The organism is Variovorax sp. DAIF25, assembly GCF_050711835.1.
Lineage (GTDB): Bacteria > Pseudomonadota > Gammaproteobacteria > Burkholderiales > Burkholderiaceae_C > Variovorax.
Genome location: NZ_CP136637.1, coordinates 1,415,298 through 1,431,889, shown reverse-complemented (window position 1 = coordinate 1,431,889; position 16,592 = coordinate 1,415,298). Strand labels below are relative to the sequence as shown.

Sequence of the window (16,592 nt, the reverse complement as noted above, 5' to 3'; positions counted from 1 at the left end):
CAAGCTAGTGGCGATGGCCAACCACTTGAGTTTTGCGCCCTGCATGAAAGTTTGCCTCCTTGATCGCCCTGACAAATATTTATAGATGCAATGTCGGGCATGGCAGGCTTTAGGAATAGCCCTCGCATGCGATCCAGCGGCCACCGTCGGTGGCTTACTCCACCGCGATGTCGTTGATCTCCTCGCCTTTCCCGGATTTTGCAATGCGTGACAGCATGAATCAGATGACTTGACGATCCGCTTACGCGGTAGCCGAGAGGACTTCAAGAGGTCGGAGTTGCAATTCGCGACCTTCTTTGCATTCAACAGGAACTAGCCAATCCATTTGATCTCATCGGGTCGAAATGGCTTGGAAATAGCATTTCCTTCGAATCGAACCCAGACGAAAAAATTGCGAGCCCTGGAAACAGTTCCTGGAATTCCATCGGCAATGACGAGCGCGCCCCGCCGTGCAGGTACGGAGTATTTTTTCCTAATTTCGGCATAGCTCAGGGCATTTCCTTCTTTGCGCGCCAGCGGCATTCGTCCTTCCTTTTCGAATCGAAGCGGAGATCGGCACAGAGTCGATCAGAGAATGGAGAATGGAATGTAGGCGCAGAAGTGGGTTTGAAACTGTCAATAACCTGACATTCTTCCTCCTGGCTAACCCTTGTCTGTCTCATCTTGCCTTCCGCAGACTTTGAGCCTCCACTTCCGCGGCGGGGCGCGGCTGTCCATATAGTTCAGAACGATAACCTTAATCGGCGTGCGACCGGGCAATGAAAATTGCCGCCGAGGGGCTAATTTTTCAGCCCCGCCACTCTGTCTTTCGACAGACGATCGATTTTGCGTCGAGCATTTGCAGAATTTGTTCACGGCGAATGCCTTGATTGCCAATTGCATCGGGTTTGCACCTAAGAGATGGCAATGACCCGCACGAAAGAATGCGCTCCCGTAAAAGCACGGGCGTTCTTTTTCAACCTGCAAGCAAGGAGTGGAAGCCATGAGTCAATCTTTCAGCGGCCAACGGGGCCGCTCGTCAATTCTTCGGACCTTCTCGCTGTCGTGCGCCCTGGCGCTGGCGAGCGCTGCTGTTCCGGCCAGCGCTCAGGAAGTGTCGACCAGCGACTTCACCAGGACAAAGTATCCAATCGTGCTTGTGCACGGACTCTTCGGATCGGCAAATACCTGGCCCAAGATTCCCCAGGCACTGAAGGACGGCGGCGCGACCGTCTACACGGTGACGGTGTCTGCCGCCAACAGCACGGAGGTGCGTGGGGAACAGCTTCGCAAGCAGGTCGAGGTCATCCGCGCGCTCACCGGCAAGGACAAGGTCAACCTTATCGGCCACTCGCACGGTGGGCCAACCGTGCGCTACGTCGCGGGGGTGGCGCCGGAATGGGTGGCATCGGTGATCACGATTGCGGGACCGCACAAGGGCGCACCGGGCGCCGATGAAAGACTGAAGCAGTTCGATGCATCCAGCTGGATACAACAACAATGGGAGTTGGGAGTAAACAATGCCCTCGGCAAGACGATCAGCGACAGCGCAGGCGGAGATATTCCGCTCCGACCTTTCAATCTGTTCGGGTTGTTCGGATTGCCGCAGGATGCACAGGCAGCAGTTCAATCGCTGAGCACCGCGGGCGCCGTCGAGTTCACGAAGAAGTTTCCGCAGGGTATGGCACTCGATGCGCAGGGCAAGGCAACCGGCTGCACCGATGGTCCGGCGCTGGTCAACGGCGTGCGCTACTACTCTTGGAGCGGCACCAAGACCATCAACGAGTCTGCCAAAGGCAACCCTTTGCTGCAGTTTTTGCTCGGGGTCAGCGGAACCTCTCGTGATCTGTTCGGGGATGCGCCGAACGACGGCCTGGTAGGGGTGTGCTCCTCGAAGTTTGGTGAGAGCCTTGGGAACCAGCCGCTCAATCATCTCCAGGAGGTCAACTCGGATCTGGGCTTGCGGGATCCGAGCGCGCCCGATGTGCCTTCGCTGTACCGCATGCATGTCAACAAGCTGCGGCAAGCCGGCCTGTGAAGCTGCGCTGGCCTGCCTTGATCGCCGCCGTGCTGGCCATGGCGTCTGGCGCCTGGTGGCTGGGCGGTCCCGTGTCTGCCAGCGACCTGGAACGTTCGAACGCGGCCGTGCCTTCGGTCGATTCGTTGGGATCGATGGCGCCGGCTGTCGACGGCGCGATCGATGCCGCGACACCGGCCCCGATCGCCGACAGCTTCCTGAAGCCCGATCTACATTACCGCATCGGCGATCTGCTGGTGGCAGCCAACCCGCAGGGTGAGCGGTTGAGTCCCGAGGCATTGAAAGCCCGGCTCGAGGCCGTGATGGCGACGCGCTTTCCGCCCGTGGAGGCCGCGCGCGCCCGCGCCTTGTTGGGCCGCTACATCGACTATCAGTCGGCGCTGAGCGCGCAGGCAGGGCCAGGGCCAGATGCCGACGATCCGCGCGCGCTGCGCAAGGCGTTCGAGGCGCGTCGGCAGGTGCGCCGGCAGCATTTCATGCCCGAAGAGTACGAGGCGCTCTTCGGCCGGGACGACGAGCTCGACCTCTACAACCTCGCGCGCATGGAGATCGAGGGCAATGCGGGCCTGACGCCCGAGCAGCGCCAAGCGGCGCTAGAGGAGAACGAGCGTGGCCTCGGCGAACCGGAGCGCGCCCTGCGCGCGGCTAACAATGCACCGTCGCAGATCGCGGCCCAGAACGACGCTTTCGAGGCCAGCGGTGTCAGCGATCAGGAACGCTTTGCGCAACGCAGTGCCACCTACGGCGCCGAGACCGCACAGCGCCTGGGACAGGTCGATCGCGACGAGCGCGATTGGCGCGGACGTCTGACGCAGTACGCTGACGCGCAAGCCGCGCTGCGGGCAGGCGGGATCGACACCCAATCCCTTAACCGGCTGAAGGCACAGCTGTTCACGCCGACCGAGCAACTGAGGCTGGACGCTGCTTTGCAGCTTCGCGAGCCGGCCCCGTCCACGGCACCGCCGCGCCAGTGAAGATGCCGGTTCCGTTGCACGAAATACCGTTTCGCAGCGCGACAGCACCGGCCATGGAAGACGAACGCCTGAAGCCTGAGGAAAGGGACGTGATCGACAGGAATCGATGGTTCTCCTCGCTGTCACCGGCCATGCGCCACGACGTCCTTCGGCGCGCATTCGTCGAGCGCTTCAAGCACGGGGAGCCGCTCTCGCTGCGCGGCGACCCGCCGTGGCATTGGGCTGCATGCCTGCAGGGTGCGGTGCGGATCGGATCGACCACCGCCTCGGGCAAGGCGATCACGCTCACCTACGTGGAGCCGGGCATCTGGTTCGGCGATATCTCGGTGTTCGACGGCAAGCCGAACACGCACGACGCGTATGCGCACGGCAAGACGGCGGTCCTCTACGTGGCTCGCCACGACTTCTTAAACATTCTCGAGGCTCACCCCGAGCTTCACGGTGCCTTGATGCGCTTGCAGGCCAGCCGCGTGCGCATGCTCTTCAGGCTGATCGAGGACTTCAATGTGCTCTCGCTACGGGCCCGTGTGGCTAAGCAGTTGATGTACCTGATGCGTGGTCCAGGGGCCCCAGGGGGCACCGGAGACCCGGCGAGCATCCGGCTCCGGCTGTCACAGCAGGCACTGGCGCAACTCCTCGGCGCCTCGCGGCAGCGGGTGAACATGGAGCTGAAGGCCATGGAGTACGAGGGTGTCATCCGCATCGAGTCCAGCGCAGTCATGGTGCTCGACAAAGGCGCGCTGGGCCGCATCTTCAACAGTGACGCATAGGCTGCGCGAGAGTGCAAGACGCAAGAGGCGCCAAAGAAAAGATTCGGCGATCTGAACGATAGGTCATGTCACCTCCCGTGCGAACAGCGGCAAACATCGGCATGGGCACCAGCTGATATCGGTGAACCGTCCGCCAACGCCGCATTCCTCATGAGCCCAATAGCCACAGCGCTACGCGCATACACACCGATTCCCGAAATGGCTGGCGAAGAGCAGCACCTGGCATCGCTGCATCGCATCGACCGGCACTCGCTTCACTTGCGCGAGCCGCGGCCCATCCGTATGAATTAGCGCGTTATCGAGCATCAGCAAGCCACCAGGAAAATGCAAGGGAGTGTGTTGCGTGCTTCGTGGATTGAGCGGACCGAAGAAGCCGCTTAAGGTGAGTGCACGTCCTCAAAGGCATGCGTGCTGACCCAGCGCGGCCCGATCTCCTCGCAGTAGTCGGCCACCACGGTGCGCGTGAGCCGCGCCACCGCCTGGACCGCGGGCGCCGTGCCCTCGGCATGCGCGAGGCTGATCGCCATCGGCGGCAGCGCGGGGCCGTCGCGCACCTCGAGCTCGCCGGCCGCCAGTTCCTGGCGCACGAACACCGGCGGGATCGCGGCCACGCCGAAGCCGCCCTTGGTCAGCTGGATGATCGACTGCACCGACGGAAAGCTGCACACTCGCGGCTCCGCGGCGCGCCCCGCGAACAGCGCCTTCACGTGCGCGCGCGGGCCCGAGGTGCGCGAGAAGGTCAGAAGCGGCACCCGCTCGAGGTCCTCGAGCCGCAAGGTGCGCGCATGCGGCAGCAAGGTCGGGCGCGCCACCCAGCGCATCGGGAAGCTGCACAGCGGCAGCAGCACCGATTCGCCGCTGCGCGCGAGCTCGGAGACGTCGTCGTTCTGGATCAGCAGGTCGAACTTGCGCTGCCGGAACTGCTCGCGCAGGTTGTGCGCCGTGTCGACCGTGATGTCGGGCTCGACCGCGGGCAGCCGCTCGCTCAGCAGGTGGATCAGCGGCGTGAGCCAGGTGTGGACCACCGTCTCGATCACGCCGATGCGCACGCGCCCCGAGGGCGGCGCATCGGGCTGCACCGAGCGCTTGAGCTGTTTCTCGAGCGCGAGGATCTGCTCGGCCTGCGACACCACCTGCTCGCCGATGCGCGTGAGCCGCAGCGAGCGCTGCGAACGGTCGACCAGCTGCACGCCGAGCTCTTCTTCCAGCGCCTCGATGCGCTTGGACACCGCGGCCTGGGTGGCGCAGAGCATCTGCGCCGTCTCGCGGAAGCTCTTGAGCCGGTCGAGCATGACCAGCGTTTCGAGGAATCGGGTGTTCATCTTCTGCATCTCCCTGGACCGAGCATCGTTGAACTTTTGTTATCGGATTGTTTAACAAAAACTCGTTCGACTCGATCAATCGATCATGTTTTCATCAAGTTGTCGCACACGTAAGCGGTGCAACCCGCCCCCGGCGGCAGCTTGGTTCCCACACCGATCGCTGCAGAAGTCGTGCCAACGGGTTCACCTTTTGTTTTCATTGCTGTCAGGCACAGGCCAGGGAGAGATCGAATGAAGGGATCGAAAGCGAAGCGGCGCCTCCGGATCGGCGCCACCCTCGGCGCCTGCGCGCTGGCGGTCGCCGGCTGCGGCGGCGGAGGCGGGGGTGGCGGCATCGACCCGGCCGTGCTGGCGGCGATGGCCGCCGCCGGGAGTACGCCACCGCCCGCGCCACCGCCGCCCGCGCCGCCACCGCCACCGGCCGTGCGGGCCAAGTGCACGATGGACCGCGGCGTGGAGGCCGCCTACGAGGAACAGCGGCTGCCCAACAAGCTCTCGCCCAGCGATGCGCTGAGCTTCTCGCAGCAGTTGCTGCAGGCCAGCGGATTCGACCGTTTCGGCCCCGATTTCGCCGCGAAGCTCTGCAGCGACGGCCTCGCGGGCGCCTCGAGCTACGACGAGGCGGTGGCGCTGCTGCACGCCGAGGGCCGCAAGCTCTGGCAGGCGGCGCTCGATCGCGTGCAGGGCCGGTCGGTCCAGGGCACGCTGCCGAAGAGCGACGACCGCATGCTCTATTGGGCGCGGCTGACGATGACGCTCGCGCTGCGCCAGTGGAAGCCCGAGTTCGCGCTGACGGACGAGCAGCGCGCCGGGCTGCAGAAAGAGTTCGAGCGGGCGTCGCGCGGGCAGCTCTCGATCGATTTCCCCGAAGGGGCGGGCAGCAAGCGGATCCTGGTCAGCGGCTTCGATCCCTTCACGCTCGGCGCCGCCGGCCAGGACGGGGATCCCAGCATCCGCATCGGCAATCCCTCGGGCGCCACGATCCTGTCCCTCGACGGCAACACCGTGGCGCTGCCCGGCGGCGGCACGGCCGTGATCCGGACCTTCATCCTGCCGGTCAATTACGGCCCCTTCATCGACGGCATGCAGGAGGACGCGCTCGGACCGTGGTTCAAGCCCGGACCGAAGCGCGTCGACGCCTCGATCAGCATGAGCCAGGGCGGGGGTGCCTTCCACCTCGAGCACTACAACGGCCGCTACCACTTCGCGAACTTCCCGGGCAACGACAACCTGAATCCGCCCTGCGCCGACGGCGGCGGCTTCCCGGCCGCGCTCGACTGCGACATCTCGCCGCCCGAGCGCTGGCTCGGCTTCGCGACCAAGCCCTGGCGCCGCGATGCGCCGCCGCAGTTCACCCAGGCGAGCCTGCCGTTCCAGCAGATGATCGATGCCAAGACCGGCGAGGGCATCGTCAACCGCGACACCGGCGCGACCGGCGGCTGGAGCGTGGTGCGCCGCGACAGCTACGACGTGAGGGCCTGCACCAAGGCCGCGAGCGACGCGAGCGGTGCCTACGACGCGGCGAAGGCCGCGCTCGACAAGGCGTTGGCCGACTACTTCGCCGGCTTCCAGACGCCGGGCGCCGACATGAATGCCCTGCTCCAGAAATACCTGGCCGCCAACGACGCCTTGAGCAAGCTGACGCCACCCAGCCCGCTCGAAACCAATTGCGCCAGCGAGGGCGGCGGCGGAAAATACCTCTCCAACGCCAGCGCCTACCGCAACACCCTGATGCGCGACACCTTCGGCCTCGCCATCCCGGCCGGCCACATCCACACGCCGGTCATGACTTACTTCGGCACGGGCAGCGACGGCAAGATCACCGATGCCACCTTCGAGGGCTACCGCGATTCGATCGTGGCCCAGGCCCGCAACCTCGTGTTCGCGGTGGCCAGGAGCCTCGTGTCGCCGCCCGCCCCCTGACGCTCACGAAACACTGCCATGACATCCAAGCTTCTTCCGTTCGCCCTGGCCCTGCTGTTCGCGGGCGGCCCGGTCCTCGCTCAGCCCAGCGGCGGCTTCCATCTCTACCGCAGCACGATCAGCGGCAAGCAGGTCTGCTCGCAGAACCCGATCAGCCCCGACTGGGTGAAGCAGGCCGGGCCTTACCAGGACCCGGTATGCAAGGTCGAGCAAAAGCAGGCACCGGCGCGCACCGACCTGCCGGCCAGCCCGCTCGATCTGGCGCCTAAGCCGCAGCGCTGAACAACCGTCTTGCAAGTCAAGCGGTATGCATAGTCGAGCCCGAGGCAGAGCCGTATTTTGCGGTGGCGTTGAGCAGAGCATGGTCAGCAGCTTGCGAATGCAACCGACCAGGTCTGCGTTTCGTTAGATGGCTCGAGCGCCGCGGCTTTCTGCGTGGTCCTTGTAGCGAACCCAGCTTACCTAACTCGCAATTGGAATCGCCTGTCGGTCCAGGTCAAGTGCTTCAGATCATCGCAGCTTGGTACGAGATCTTTGCTAAAGAGACGATACGCATTGGTCCGGCGGCTGAGGCACAGCTGCAGGCCAGTGCGGGACGCGCCGCCGCGAATCATTTTTCATAGTCGCTTCGAGCCTCCGTGAAGTACAGCTATGACGTTGACGAGGCGCTGGACGCCTAGCGGTGGGAGCGAGCGTCCCTGTATCTGGACCGATATGCAAGCAGAATCGGCCGGATTGGTAGAGACAAGAAAGCGCGCAATTGGATAGAACCTCTCGCGCGGCTGTCCGACCCTCTCGTCCCTATGGCGGTGAGCTCTGTGGGTTTGCACGGCCGGCTTCATGACAGCAGGCGGCACAGGTTTTTCCAGCTTGACCGCTCCGATCGTTGTGCCGCTCCCCGCTTGCGGCCACTTGACGCGATTGTGCTTGCTGGAGCGAACATTCGGGCAGCCCCAGGAACGGGTCAGGAACTCGTCCATCGCATCTGCGATGCGTTGAACATGCTCCGCCAATGAGCCGATGTATTCTCCCAATTATTCGATTACCACCGACACCGTGTCCAGCGGGTTCAGCACGACATCCTAATCTTCGACGGTGAATATAGGATTCGTGCGCGTGCCGGAAAGAGAGGCCCTGCTAGGAAATGCATTCGGCTTTACCAAGGGCGCTATCACTCTGCGACGGTAGCGGTCGAATTGAGCCAACTGGATGATCACGACATAGGGGATGGCGCGCTGTTGTGCGCCCCTGTTTCGATGCAGATCGAACTGCGCCATGCCTCAGAGGGTCGAGTGTTCGTCTGCGAAAGAGCCCCACTGGGCCTGTACGGCGTTCCAGCCGTCAGCGCATGCATCGGCCCAATGGCGCTGTTGCTGGATCCGTTCCTCGCCGCGTGCACGGCGAGCTTCCTGCAATTCATTTATCTCTTGAGGAGAAATGATGTAAGCCGCGGCACGGCCGCGCCGGGTGATGGCGACGGGCTCGCGTTGAGCAGAGTCCAGCAGTTGCCCGAAGCGATTTTGTGCTTCGGCCGAGGTGACATTGAGCATGAACATTCCCTAATTGGCTAAATACAGTTTAGCTGGCGTATGTCATGAATTGACAAGGTGCAAGCGTCTGCTTAGTAGCCAGAGCAGTGGATCGCCGTGGTCTCCACCTCGAGCACCAGCATCGGCGGACTGGCGAGCGCGCCCTCGCCGCGGAAGGCCGCTCGCGGCCTCCCAGCCGGGCGTGTGGGGGTCCAGAAGGCCGGGCCCTCGATGTAGATCGTCGGTGTGGTGCTCATGGAAGTACCTTCGTGCTTCGCACTGCGGTCCGAGCTTGCTTGGGGCGGCCCCGGGGGGCGCTCATGCCTGCGCCGCCTTGCCGAACACCAGCGCGCAGTTGTTGCCGCCGAAGCCGAAGGAATTGGAGAGCGCGTAGCGCACCTCGCCGTGCGCCGGTGCGAGCCGGATCTGCGGGCCGAAGCCCGGGTCCAGCGCGGCCGAGTTGACCGTGCCCGGCATCAGGCCGCGCTCGATCGCCAGCAGGCTGATCACCGCCTCGACGATGCCCGCGGCGCCCAGCGTGTGGCCCGTGAAGCCCTTGGTCGAGCTCGCATGCGTGCGCGCCGGGAAGCGGCGCGCCACCAGCGCGCCCTCGACCTCGTCGTTCTTCTGGCTCGCGGTGCCGTGCATGTTGATGTAGTCGATCGCCTCGGGCGCGAGGCCGGCGCGCGCGAGTGCCTCGTCGAGCGCGCGCTCGGCGCCCAGGCCCTCGGGATGCGGCGTCGACATGTGGTGCGCGTCGCTGGCCTCGCCGTAGCCCAGCAGTTGCAGCCCGGTGGCGGAAGCGGCGTCGGCGCGCTCGAGCAGCGCGAAGCCCGCGGCCTCGCCCAGGCTGATGCCGTCGCGCTCCGGATCGAAGGGCCGGCAGGGCCCGCCCGACACCAGCTCGAGCGAGTTGAAGCCGAACAGCACGCTGCCGCACAGCGTGTCGACGCCGCCGACCACGGCCGCGTCGACCAGGCCCAGGCGGATCAGCCGCTCGGCCGAGGCGAACACCTTGGCGCTCGACGAGCAGGCGGTGGAGATGGTCTCGCTCGGCCCCTCGAGGCCCAGCACTTCCTGCACGAACATCGCGAGCGAATGCGGCGTGTGCACCTTGGGGCGTCGCTGTGCGGGCGGAAAGGCGCCGCTGGCGTCGAGTTGGGTATAAGCAAGCTCGGCCTCACCGATGCTCGAGGTCGAGGTGCCGAGGATCAGCGCGATGCGCGCCGCGCCATGGCGCCGGCGCGCCGCGGCCACGGCCTTGAGGAAGCCGTCGGCCTGCAGGCCGAGCCAGGCCAGCCGGTTGTTGCGGCAGTCCCAGTGCGCGAGGGCGTTGGGCAGGCGGATCTCTTCGAGGCCGTCGACGCGGCCGATCCAGGTCGGCAGCGGCGCGGGGCCGAAGTCGTTGGCGCGCAGGCCGCTGCGCGAATGTTCGAGCGCTTCGGCAAGCGGCTCCTTGCCGACGCCGACGGCCGAGGTGGCCGTGTAGGCGCTGATCTGGAGGGGGGGAATGCGGGCGGGCACGGTGTGGGCGTGGCTGGGCGGTGACGCGGTTGGAGGAGTAGTTCTTGTGGTCGGGTCTGGGTAAAGCAGCGCAAAGCCTACCGGGTCCGAGAGGAGACCCCCTGTCGGCGGTTTTCGATGGAACCGGTTCAGAATTTCCCGCCGTTCGGACACGAGGCCACGGTGCGCGCGGCCAGCTAAGAGATGACCCTGCCGATCAGGACTGTTGCGTTGGGTCCCGCGAGTCGCGCACTACACACAGCGCCGAGTGCCGCCGCAACGACGGCCAGCGGGACCTTGTTCACGGTCAGGGTGGTGCGCGCGAAATCTTCAGCGAACTGGCACGCCGCACGCCCGATCCGCGTCGCTGGCGCATCGGCACCAAGGCGAGCAGCGCGCCATGGGACATGGATTCCTCGCAAAGCCATCGATGACATCGAGGAACCCCGGCGGTTCAGCACCGAGCCGCAACGCTGAAGAATGCTTATGAAAAAACTTGTCTCCTGGTGGCATCGAAGTCAGCAACCGCAGTGCATCGTCTGCCACTTTGGGACGCCGTCGGCCCGCAGAGAGTAGGAGTCAGCGTGGGCCTAGAGATTGCCGCGGCTCTTGGTCTCCGCTCCAAGGTCCGAGTGTTGATGCGCGCGGCTTGGCATTCTCTAACGGCGCGCCCTACCAGCTGTACCCAGCCGTCACGTAGACGCTGCGACGCTCGCCGTAGTAGCAGCCGGTCGACGACAGGCAGGTCGCCACATAGGTCTTGTCCGCCAGGTTGGACACGTTCAGCGCCAGGCGCAGGCCCTTGAGTGCCGGGCGCCAGCGCCCGAGGTCCCAGCGCAGGGCCGCATCCATGAGGGTCACACCGGGCACGCGGAACTGGTTCGCGGCATCGCCGTAGGTGGTGCTGATGCGGCGCACGCCCGCGCCCAGCGACAGCCCGGGCGCGATGTCCATCGGAAAAGCGTAGTCCAGCCACAGCGCCGCCTGGTGCTCGGGCACATAGGGGAAGCGCTTGCCCAGGGTGCTGGCGCCCGACGCGTTGGCGTTGGCGCGCGTGACCCGGCTGTCGGTGTAGGCATAGGAGGCGATCACATCGAGGCCGCGCGCCAGCGGTGCCTTGGCTTCCAGCTCGAGGCCGCGTACACGCACCTCGCCGGTCTGCTCGCTGAACGATCGGCTCAGTGGATCCGGCGTCAACACATTGCGTTGCGTCAGCTCATAGACGGCTGCGGTCACCATGGCCTTGGATCCGGCCGGTTGGTACTTCAGGCCGGCCTCGATCTGCCGGCCCGTGGTGGGCTCGAAGGGGTTGCCCTGCCGGTCGGTGCCGGCGGCCGGCTGGAACGAGGTGCTGTAGCTCAGGTAGGGCGCGAAGCCACTGTCGAAGTTGTACATGAGCGCGGCGCGCCCGGTGAACTTGTCGTCGTGCTGGTCGACGCGTGCAAGGCGCGCCGTCGCGGTCGTCAGCGTGCGGGTGTCGGTGTCGGCCTTGTCGTATCGGCCGGCCAGCACGAGGCTCCAGCGGTCCAGGTGGATCTGGTCCTGCAGGTAGAAGCCGGTCTGGCGACGCTTCTGGTCGATATGGGTCGCGACGCTCGGCACGTTGCCGGAATCGGTGCCGAAGACCGGGAGGTAGGCGTTGAAGGGCCGCGTGATGATGCGCAGGTTGGTCTCGTCGAACGCGGACTTCTCATTGGAGAAGTCCACGCCGGCCAGCAGCGTGTGCCGCAACGTGCCGGTGGCGAAGTCCGCCTGCAGCTGCGTGTCGGCGGTCAGCAGGCTCGCTTCCTCGGGAAAGGCCCAGGCGTAGCGCAGCAGCGACGACGGGTTGCAGGCCGCCAGGCAGACGGCCTGAATGCGTTGCGTGTACGCGTCGACCTTGCCGTAGCGCAGGTTCTGGCGCACCGTGAAGGTGTCGTTGAAGCGGTGTTCGAATTCATAGCCCACGAAGCGCTGCCGGTTGCTGAAGCGGTCGTAGCCTGGCTCGCCGACGAAGGTGCGCGTGGGCAGAGCAGCGTAGCGGCTGGTGTCCAGCGTGCCCGCGGCGGGCAGTGCCGGCGCGCCGCCGCCGCCGGGAGAGTCGAGCGACTGCCACTGGCCGAGCACCGTGAGACGCGTTGCGCTGGAAGGGCGGAAGGTCAGCGACGGGGCGAAGTAGGTTTTGCGCTCGGAAACGTGGTCGTAGGAGGTGTTGGCCTCCCGGTGCAGCGCGACCAGCCGGTAGCTCCAGATGCCATCGGCATCGATGGCACCGCCGAGATCGAGCGCCGCCTGGCGCCGGTCGTGGCTGCCGAACTGCAGCTCGACCTCGCGCACCGGCTCGAGCGTCGGGCGCTTGCTCACCATGTTCACCAGCCCGCCGGGCGTCGCCTGGCCGTAGAGCACCGACGACGGGCCTTTGACGACCTCGACGCGTTCCAGTCCCCAGGGCTCGATGCGCGGCTGCGAGTAGCCGCGTGCGCCGAAAGGCAGGCGCAGGTTGTCGAGGTAGCGCGCGGGCGGCGTGAAGCCCCGCAACGTGAGCCAGTCCAGGCGCAGGTCGGTGTTGCCGTATTGGGCCACGATGCCCGGCGTGTAGCGAAGGCTCTCGACCAGCGTGGTCGCGCCCTGCGCGTCCATCTGGTCGCGCGTCACGACGGACACGGACTGCGGCGTTTCCATCAGGGGCGTGTCGGTCTTGGTGCCCGAGACGCTGCGCCGCGCGATGAAGCCGGACACCGGGCCGGTGCCGGTCTCTCGGCTCGCTTGGGGCTCCACGACGATCGCCGGCAGCGACCCGGCCGAGGGCTGACCCGCTGCCGACGGGCTGGCGGGGCGCGATGCATCGCGCTGCAGGGAGTAGATGTTGTCGCCCGTGCGAGTCGCCCGCAAGCCGCTGCCCTGGAGGGCCGTGGCGAGCGCCTCCTGCAGGGTGAAGCGTCCGCGCAGGCCGGGGCTGTCGAGCCCGGCGGTGAGGGATGCATCGACCGACAGCAGGATGCCCGACTGGCTGGCGAGCTGCGTGAGAACGCCGGCCAGCGGGCCGGGTGCGAGGGCGTAGTCGCGCGCGGCCTGCTCCGCAGGCGACTGGGCGAGCGCCGGGTTGGCATGCAGGACGACGACGGCGGCGGCAGGCAGGATGGCGAGCGCCGTGCCCAGCGCACGCGCCGCGAGGGTGGTGCGACGCAGGCGCGAGCGGGGCGCTCGTGCGGGGCGCACGCCATGGAGGGAGGGAATCGAGAGGTCGCGCATGGAGGCTTTGAGCAAATGGAAGGGTTGGTACCTTCCTTGCCACGCGACGGTCGCAAAAGGGGAACCTGCGCCGCGAATCTTTTTTCAGTGGCGGTTGTCGGGGCCCTGCGCGGGCTCGATGGTCACCCACCATGGCAGCACGCGGTTCACCCGTACCGGGAGGGTGGCTTGAAGCGCCGCGAGGATCCGGTCGGTATCCGCCAGCGGATAGCTGCCCACGATCCGCAGGTCGCGAACGGCCGGGGCGCAGGCGAGGTGGCCGCGCCGGTGGCGGGCCAGCGCATCGATGAAGTCGCCCAGACGCATGTCGTTGGCGACAAGCTGGCCGCGCGTCCAGCTGTCGCTGCCCGCGTCCGCGGCCGCCGGTGATTCGACGCGGTCGACGAACAGCCGGGTCTGTTCATTCGCGCGCAGCGTCAGCGACGGCCCGCCCCGGGCAGGCTGGACGCGCACCGCGCCTTCGAAGACCGTGACGAGTGCCGCGTCGGCAGCGTTGCCGTCGCCCTGCACGGTGAAGCGCGTGCCCAGCGCCGTGAGCCGTCCCTGGGCGACCTCGACCACGAGCGGTCGATCTTCCCAGGCCGGGTCGTGTCCTGTGGACACCAGCACTTCGCCGGCATGCAGGAGGATGCGCCGATGGGTGGCCGTGAAGTCGACATCGACCGCCGACGCGGTGTTGAGCCAGAGCCGGCTGCCGTCCTCCAGCGCGATTTCGCGGCGTTCGCCGGTCTGCGTGCGGTACGTTGCCACCCAGGCGCGCCAGGGCACTTCGCGTTCGAGCAGCCAGCCGGCCACGCCGGCAACGGGCAGCAAGGCCAGCACGCGCAGCGCGCTGCGACGGCGGCGCGTGGCCGTGGCCCGCGTGTCTTCGAGGATCTGGCGCGCAGGGAGATGGCGCACGGACGAGAAGTCGCGGGACACGGCCTCGACCTGTTGCCACGCGGCACGCGCACCGCCATCCTTGCGCAGCCATGCTTCCCAGCGCAGCCGGTCGCCCGCGGTGGCCGACTCGGACTGCAGCAGGGCAAACCAGGTCGCCGCCTGCTGCAGATATTCGAACGTCGCTCGGGGCTGTTCCGAGTGCGCCGAAACCGCCGTCATGGCTCCTGCGCGAGAAGAAGGCACTGCAACATCGCCTGGGCCATGTATTTTTTGACCATCCGATCCGACACGCCGAGCTCGAGCGCGATCTCCGCGTAGGTCCGACCGTCGATCTGCGACAGCAGGAAGGCCTTGCGCGCCTTGTCGCTCAGCGTGTTCAGCATGGCGTCGATCCGGCACAGCATTTCCACCGCGATCATTCGCTCCTCGGGCGAGGGGGCGAGCAGCTCGGGCTGTGCGGCGACCGCGTCCGCCCAGGCGCGCTCCACGTCGGCGCGGCGCCAGTGGTTGACGATCACGCCGTGGGCCAGGGTCCGAAGGAATGCGCGCGGCTCGCGCACCTGCGCCAACTCGCGCGAGGTGATGAGCCGTACGAAGGTGTCGTGTGCCAGATCCGCGGCCTGGGAGCTGCCGCTCAGCCTGCGCAGGAACCAGCCGAGCAGCCACCCATGGTGCTCGCGGTAGATGCTGTCGATCAGCGCGGGGGCTGGCAGGGGGGCGGACATGGGAGCACGAAAGGCGTGACAAATAAGAATGGTTCTTATTCTAAAGAATTACATCATCCGCCATGTCGATGTCATCGTCCGGAGGTTGAAAATCAACTAACGGCCTGGCGCGTTAGCGTATCGGGCTCGATCACCGCCGCGCCAGTACCTCTTGCCGCCAATGAGGGGGTCAAGCTGCCATCGAGTCGGCAGCTCGCTCTAAGCCGCTCGTGCCGCACCAGCCCACACCGCGGGTCGGCGCGCGGCCCAGGGCATCGTCTGTTCCAGTTGCCCGGCCAGCCGCAGCAGCAGGTCTTCGCGCGCAAAACTCGCCATGAACTGGATCCCGATCGGCAGTCCGGTACCGGGATCGACGCACAGCGGCACCGACATGGCCGGCGTGCCTGCGACATTGGCTGGCGGCGTGAAGGGCGTATGGCGGAAGACCCGTGCGGTCCAGTCGAGGCCGCTCATGCGCTCGGCACCTTCGCTGTAGTTGCCGAGCGCACCCGGCATCTCGGGCAGCGTGGGGGTCATGAGCACGTCCATGTCGTCGAACCAAGCGCCCACCGCGCGCGATACGGTGTTGCGCACTTCGAAAGCCGCCGCGAAATCGACCGCGCGAGCCTCCTGGCCGTAGCGGTAGTTGGCAAGCGTCGACGGCTCCAGGGTGCTCGCAGCGATCGGACGCCCCGTGGCGGCGGCGAGCCCGTCGATCCAGCGTACGAGCGTTGCGCACCAGATCTGCGCGTTGGCATGCACGAAGGCTTCCCACGAGACCCCCAGCACGGGCGCAACCTCCTCGACGCGATGACCGAGCGATTGCAGATGGACGGCCACGTCGCGCGCGGCCTGCGCGATGGGAGCGGCCGTCTGCGCGCCGTTCCAGGGATGCAGCATGAGCCCGATGCGGAGCCTGCCGGGATCGCGCCCGACCTGAGACAGGAAGCCTTCGGCGGGCGCCGGCGTGTAGTACGGATCGCCGCGCGAATAGCCCTGCACCGCATCCATCAGCGCGGCGCTGTCGCGCACGGAGCGACTCAGACCCAACTGCACGCCCAGACCGCCGAAGACTTCATCAAGCGCCGGCCCGTTCGAGGTGCGCCCGCGCGTCGGTTTGAGACCGAAGAGCCCGTTGTAGGCGGCGGGAACCCGGATCGAGCCGGCCGCATCGGTCGCGTGCGCGATGGGCACGATACCTGCGGCCACCGCCGCGCCCGAGCCACCACTGGAGCCGCCCGCGCTCAACGTGAGGTTCCACGGATTGCGGGTGGCGCCTTGCTGCGCCGACTCGGTTTCGGTGCTGAAGGCCATCTCGGGTGTGGTCGTGCGCCCGACTGTGACCAGACCGGCACGCCGGTAGTGGTGCATCAGCAGCGAATCATCCGCGGCGACCAGCCCTTCGGCGAGACGGCTGCCAAGTTCGCAGCGCCGTCCGGCCATCTGGATCGCAAGGTCCTTGATGAGAAACGGCACGCCCGCGAGCGGACCGTTCGTGGACGTCGCCGTGGCGAGGTCCGCCTCTTCGGGCGCCCACTGCTCCACGACGGCATTGACGGCAGGGTTGACCGCATTGGCCGCCTCGAGGGCCAGGGCGGCGAGTTCGGCCGGCCGTACGTCTCCCTTGGCCACCAGGCGGGCCAGGTCGACGGCGTCGAAATTCGCGTATTCGCTCAAGTTCATGGTGTTCTTCCGTGACAGTGAAGCACGGAAGATAAGCAGGGGCGGCCAGTTTGA

At 66.4% G+C, this 16,592-nt stretch carries 15 protein-coding genes; 5 read left to right on the top strand and 10 right to left on the bottom strand.

Going from position 1 to position 16,592, the window contains the following annotated elements; translation table 11 throughout:
* Nucleotides 1-312: 312 nt before the first annotated feature.
* Nucleotides 313-522, bottom strand: a complete 210-nt coding sequence (locus R0232_RS40865; protein WP_208507384.1) for a hypothetical protein — start codon at nt 520-522, stop codon at nt 313-315.
* A 460-nt stretch (nt 523-982) separates the two neighbouring features.
* On the opposite strand from R0232_RS40865, the gene R0232_RS40860 reads away from it, so the two are divergent.
* Genes R0232_RS40860 through R0232_RS40850 form a run of 3 tightly spaced genes read left to right on the top strand, consistent with a single transcriptional unit; the run spans nt 983 to nt 3,761 of the window.
* Nucleotides 983-2,017, top strand: coding sequence for an esterase/lipase family protein (locus R0232_RS40860; protein ID WP_431513116.1), 1,035 nt, complete (start codon nt 983-985; stop codon nt 2,015-2,017).
* A complete protein-coding gene (locus tag R0232_RS40855; RefSeq protein WP_431513115.1) occupies nt 2,014-2,991 on the top strand; it encodes a lipase secretion chaperone in 978 nt (325 codons plus the stop codon). Before R0232_RS40860 ends, R0232_RS40855 begins: the two co-directional genes overlap by 4 nt.
* 53 nt (nt 2,992-3,044) lie before the next feature.
* Nucleotides 3,045-3,761, top strand: a complete 717-nt coding sequence (locus R0232_RS40850) for a Crp/Fnr family transcriptional regulator (RefSeq protein WP_431513114.1) — start codon at nt 3,045-3,047, stop codon at nt 3,759-3,761.
* Nucleotides 3,762-4,138: 377 nt separating this feature from the next.
* Here the strand turns inward: R0232_RS40850 and R0232_RS40845 are convergent, their stop codons facing one another.
* Nucleotides 4,139-5,083: a LysR family transcriptional regulator gene (locus tag R0232_RS40845; RefSeq protein WP_431513113.1), complete on the bottom strand. Its 945-nt coding sequence runs from the start codon at nt 5,081-5,083 to the stop codon at nt 4,139-4,141.
* 231 nt (nt 5,084-5,314) lie between these two features.
* Between R0232_RS40845 and R0232_RS40840 the strand changes: the two genes are divergently transcribed.
* Together R0232_RS40840 and R0232_RS40835 are read left to right on the top strand one after the other, a co-directional pair.
* Nucleotides 5,315-7,006, top strand: a complete 1,692-nt coding sequence (locus R0232_RS40840; protein ID WP_431513112.1) for a hypothetical protein — start codon at nt 5,315-5,317, stop codon at nt 7,004-7,006.
* Nucleotides 7,007-7,024: 18 nt separating this feature from the next.
* A complete protein-coding gene (locus tag R0232_RS40835) occupies nt 7,025-7,288 on the top strand; it encodes a hypothetical protein (protein ID WP_431513111.1) in 264 nt (87 codons plus the stop codon).
* Between the two features lie 800 nt (nt 7,289-8,088).
* Here the strand turns inward: R0232_RS40835 and R0232_RS40830 are convergent.
* From R0232_RS40830 to R0232_RS40795, 8 genes are all read right to left on the bottom strand, one after another.
* A complete protein-coding gene (locus R0232_RS40830; RefSeq protein WP_281078955.1) occupies nt 8,089-8,283 on the bottom strand; it encodes a CcdB family protein in 195 nt (64 codons plus the stop codon).
* Nucleotides 8,284-8,286: 3 nt separating this feature from the next.
* Nucleotides 8,287-8,556, bottom strand: coding sequence for a type II toxin-antitoxin system Phd/YefM family antitoxin (locus tag R0232_RS40825; protein ID WP_208513734.1), 270 nt, complete (start codon nt 8,554-8,556; stop codon nt 8,287-8,289).
* A 71-nt stretch (nt 8,557-8,627) separates the two neighbouring features.
* The gene (locus R0232_RS40820; RefSeq protein WP_431513110.1) at nt 8,628-8,792 is read right to left on the bottom strand and encodes a hypothetical protein; all 165 of its coding nucleotides are present in this window, start codon (nt 8,790-8,792) and stop codon (nt 8,628-8,630) included.
* A gap of 61 nt (nt 8,793-8,853) precedes the next feature.
* The gene (locus tag R0232_RS40815) at nt 8,854-10,059 is read right to left on the bottom strand and encodes a beta-ketoacyl-[acyl-carrier-protein] synthase family protein (protein ID WP_431513109.1); all 1,206 of its coding nucleotides are present in this window, start codon (nt 10,057-10,059) and stop codon (nt 8,854-8,856) included.
* Nucleotides 10,060-10,710: 651 nt separating this feature from the next.
* Nucleotides 10,711-13,269, bottom strand: coding sequence for a TonB-dependent siderophore receptor (locus tag R0232_RS40810; RefSeq protein ID WP_431513108.1), 2,559 nt, complete (start codon nt 13,267-13,269; stop codon nt 10,711-10,713).
* Nucleotides 13,270-13,353: 84 nt separating this feature from the next.
* Nucleotides 13,354-14,370 carry a FecR domain-containing protein gene (locus tag R0232_RS40805; RefSeq protein WP_431513107.1) on the bottom strand — a complete coding sequence of 339 codons (1,017 nt, stop codon included), beginning with the start codon at nt 14,368-14,370 and terminating at the stop codon, nt 13,354-13,356.
* Nucleotides 14,367-14,876 carry a sigma-70 family RNA polymerase sigma factor gene (locus R0232_RS40800; RefSeq protein ID WP_431513106.1) on the bottom strand — a complete coding sequence of 170 codons (510 nt, stop codon included), beginning with the start codon at nt 14,874-14,876 and terminating at the stop codon, nt 14,367-14,369. The genes R0232_RS40805 and R0232_RS40800 overlap by 4 nt, the downstream gene beginning before the upstream one ends.
* Nucleotides 14,877-15,074: 198 nt before the next feature.
* Nucleotides 15,075-16,538, bottom strand: coding sequence for an amidase (locus R0232_RS40795; RefSeq protein ID WP_431513105.1), 1,464 nt, complete (start codon nt 16,536-16,538; stop codon nt 15,075-15,077).
* Between the last annotated feature and the right edge of the window lie 54 nt (nt 16,539-16,592).

What these genes read in the sequence shown, in the direction of transcription:
- R0232_RS40835 (WP_431513111.1), top strand. Translation starts at nt 7,025, where the DNA reads ATGACATCCAAGCTTCTTCCGTTCGCCCTGGCCCTGCTGTTCGCGGGC.
- R0232_RS40800 (WP_431513106.1), bottom strand. Translation starts at nt 14,876, where the DNA reads ATGTCCGCCCCCCTGCCAGCCCCCGCGCTGATCGACAGCATCTACCGC.
- R0232_RS40830 (WP_281078955.1), bottom strand. Translation starts at nt 8,283, where the DNA reads ATGGCGCAGTTCGATCTGCATCGAAACAGGGGCGCACAACAGCGCGCC.
- R0232_RS40820 (WP_431513110.1), bottom strand. Translation starts at nt 8,792, where the DNA reads ATGAGCACCACACCGACGATCTACATCGAGGGCCCGGCCTTCTGGACC.
- R0232_RS40795 (WP_431513105.1), bottom strand. Translation starts at nt 16,538, where the DNA reads ATGAACTTGAGCGAATACGCGAATTTCGACGCCGTCGACCTGGCCCGC.
- R0232_RS40845 (WP_431513113.1), bottom strand. Translation starts at nt 5,083, where the DNA reads ATGAACACCCGATTCCTCGAAACGCTGGTCATGCTCGACCGGCTCAAG.
- R0232_RS40850 (WP_431513114.1), top strand. Translation starts at nt 3,045, where the DNA reads ATGGAAGACGAACGCCTGAAGCCTGAGGAAAGGGACGTGATCGACAGG.
- R0232_RS40810 (WP_431513108.1), bottom strand. Translation starts at nt 13,269, where the DNA reads ATGCGCGACCTCTCGATTCCCTCCCTCCATGGCGTGCGCCCCGCACGA.
- R0232_RS40825 (WP_208513734.1), bottom strand. Translation starts at nt 8,556, where the DNA reads ATGCTCAATGTCACCTCGGCCGAAGCACAAAATCGCTTCGGGCAACTG.
- R0232_RS40840 (WP_431513112.1), top strand. Translation starts at nt 5,315, where the DNA reads ATGAAGGGATCGAAAGCGAAGCGGCGCCTCCGGATCGGCGCCACCCTC.
- R0232_RS40805 (WP_431513107.1), bottom strand. Translation starts at nt 14,370, where the DNA reads ATGACGGCGGTTTCGGCGCACTCGGAACAGCCCCGAGCGACGTTCGAA.
- R0232_RS40860 (WP_431513116.1), top strand. Translation starts at nt 983, where the DNA reads ATGAGTCAATCTTTCAGCGGCCAACGGGGCCGCTCGTCAATTCTTCGG.
- R0232_RS40865 (WP_208507384.1), bottom strand. Translation starts at nt 522, where the DNA reads ATGCCGCTGGCGCGCAAAGAAGGAAATGCCCTGAGCTATGCCGAAATT.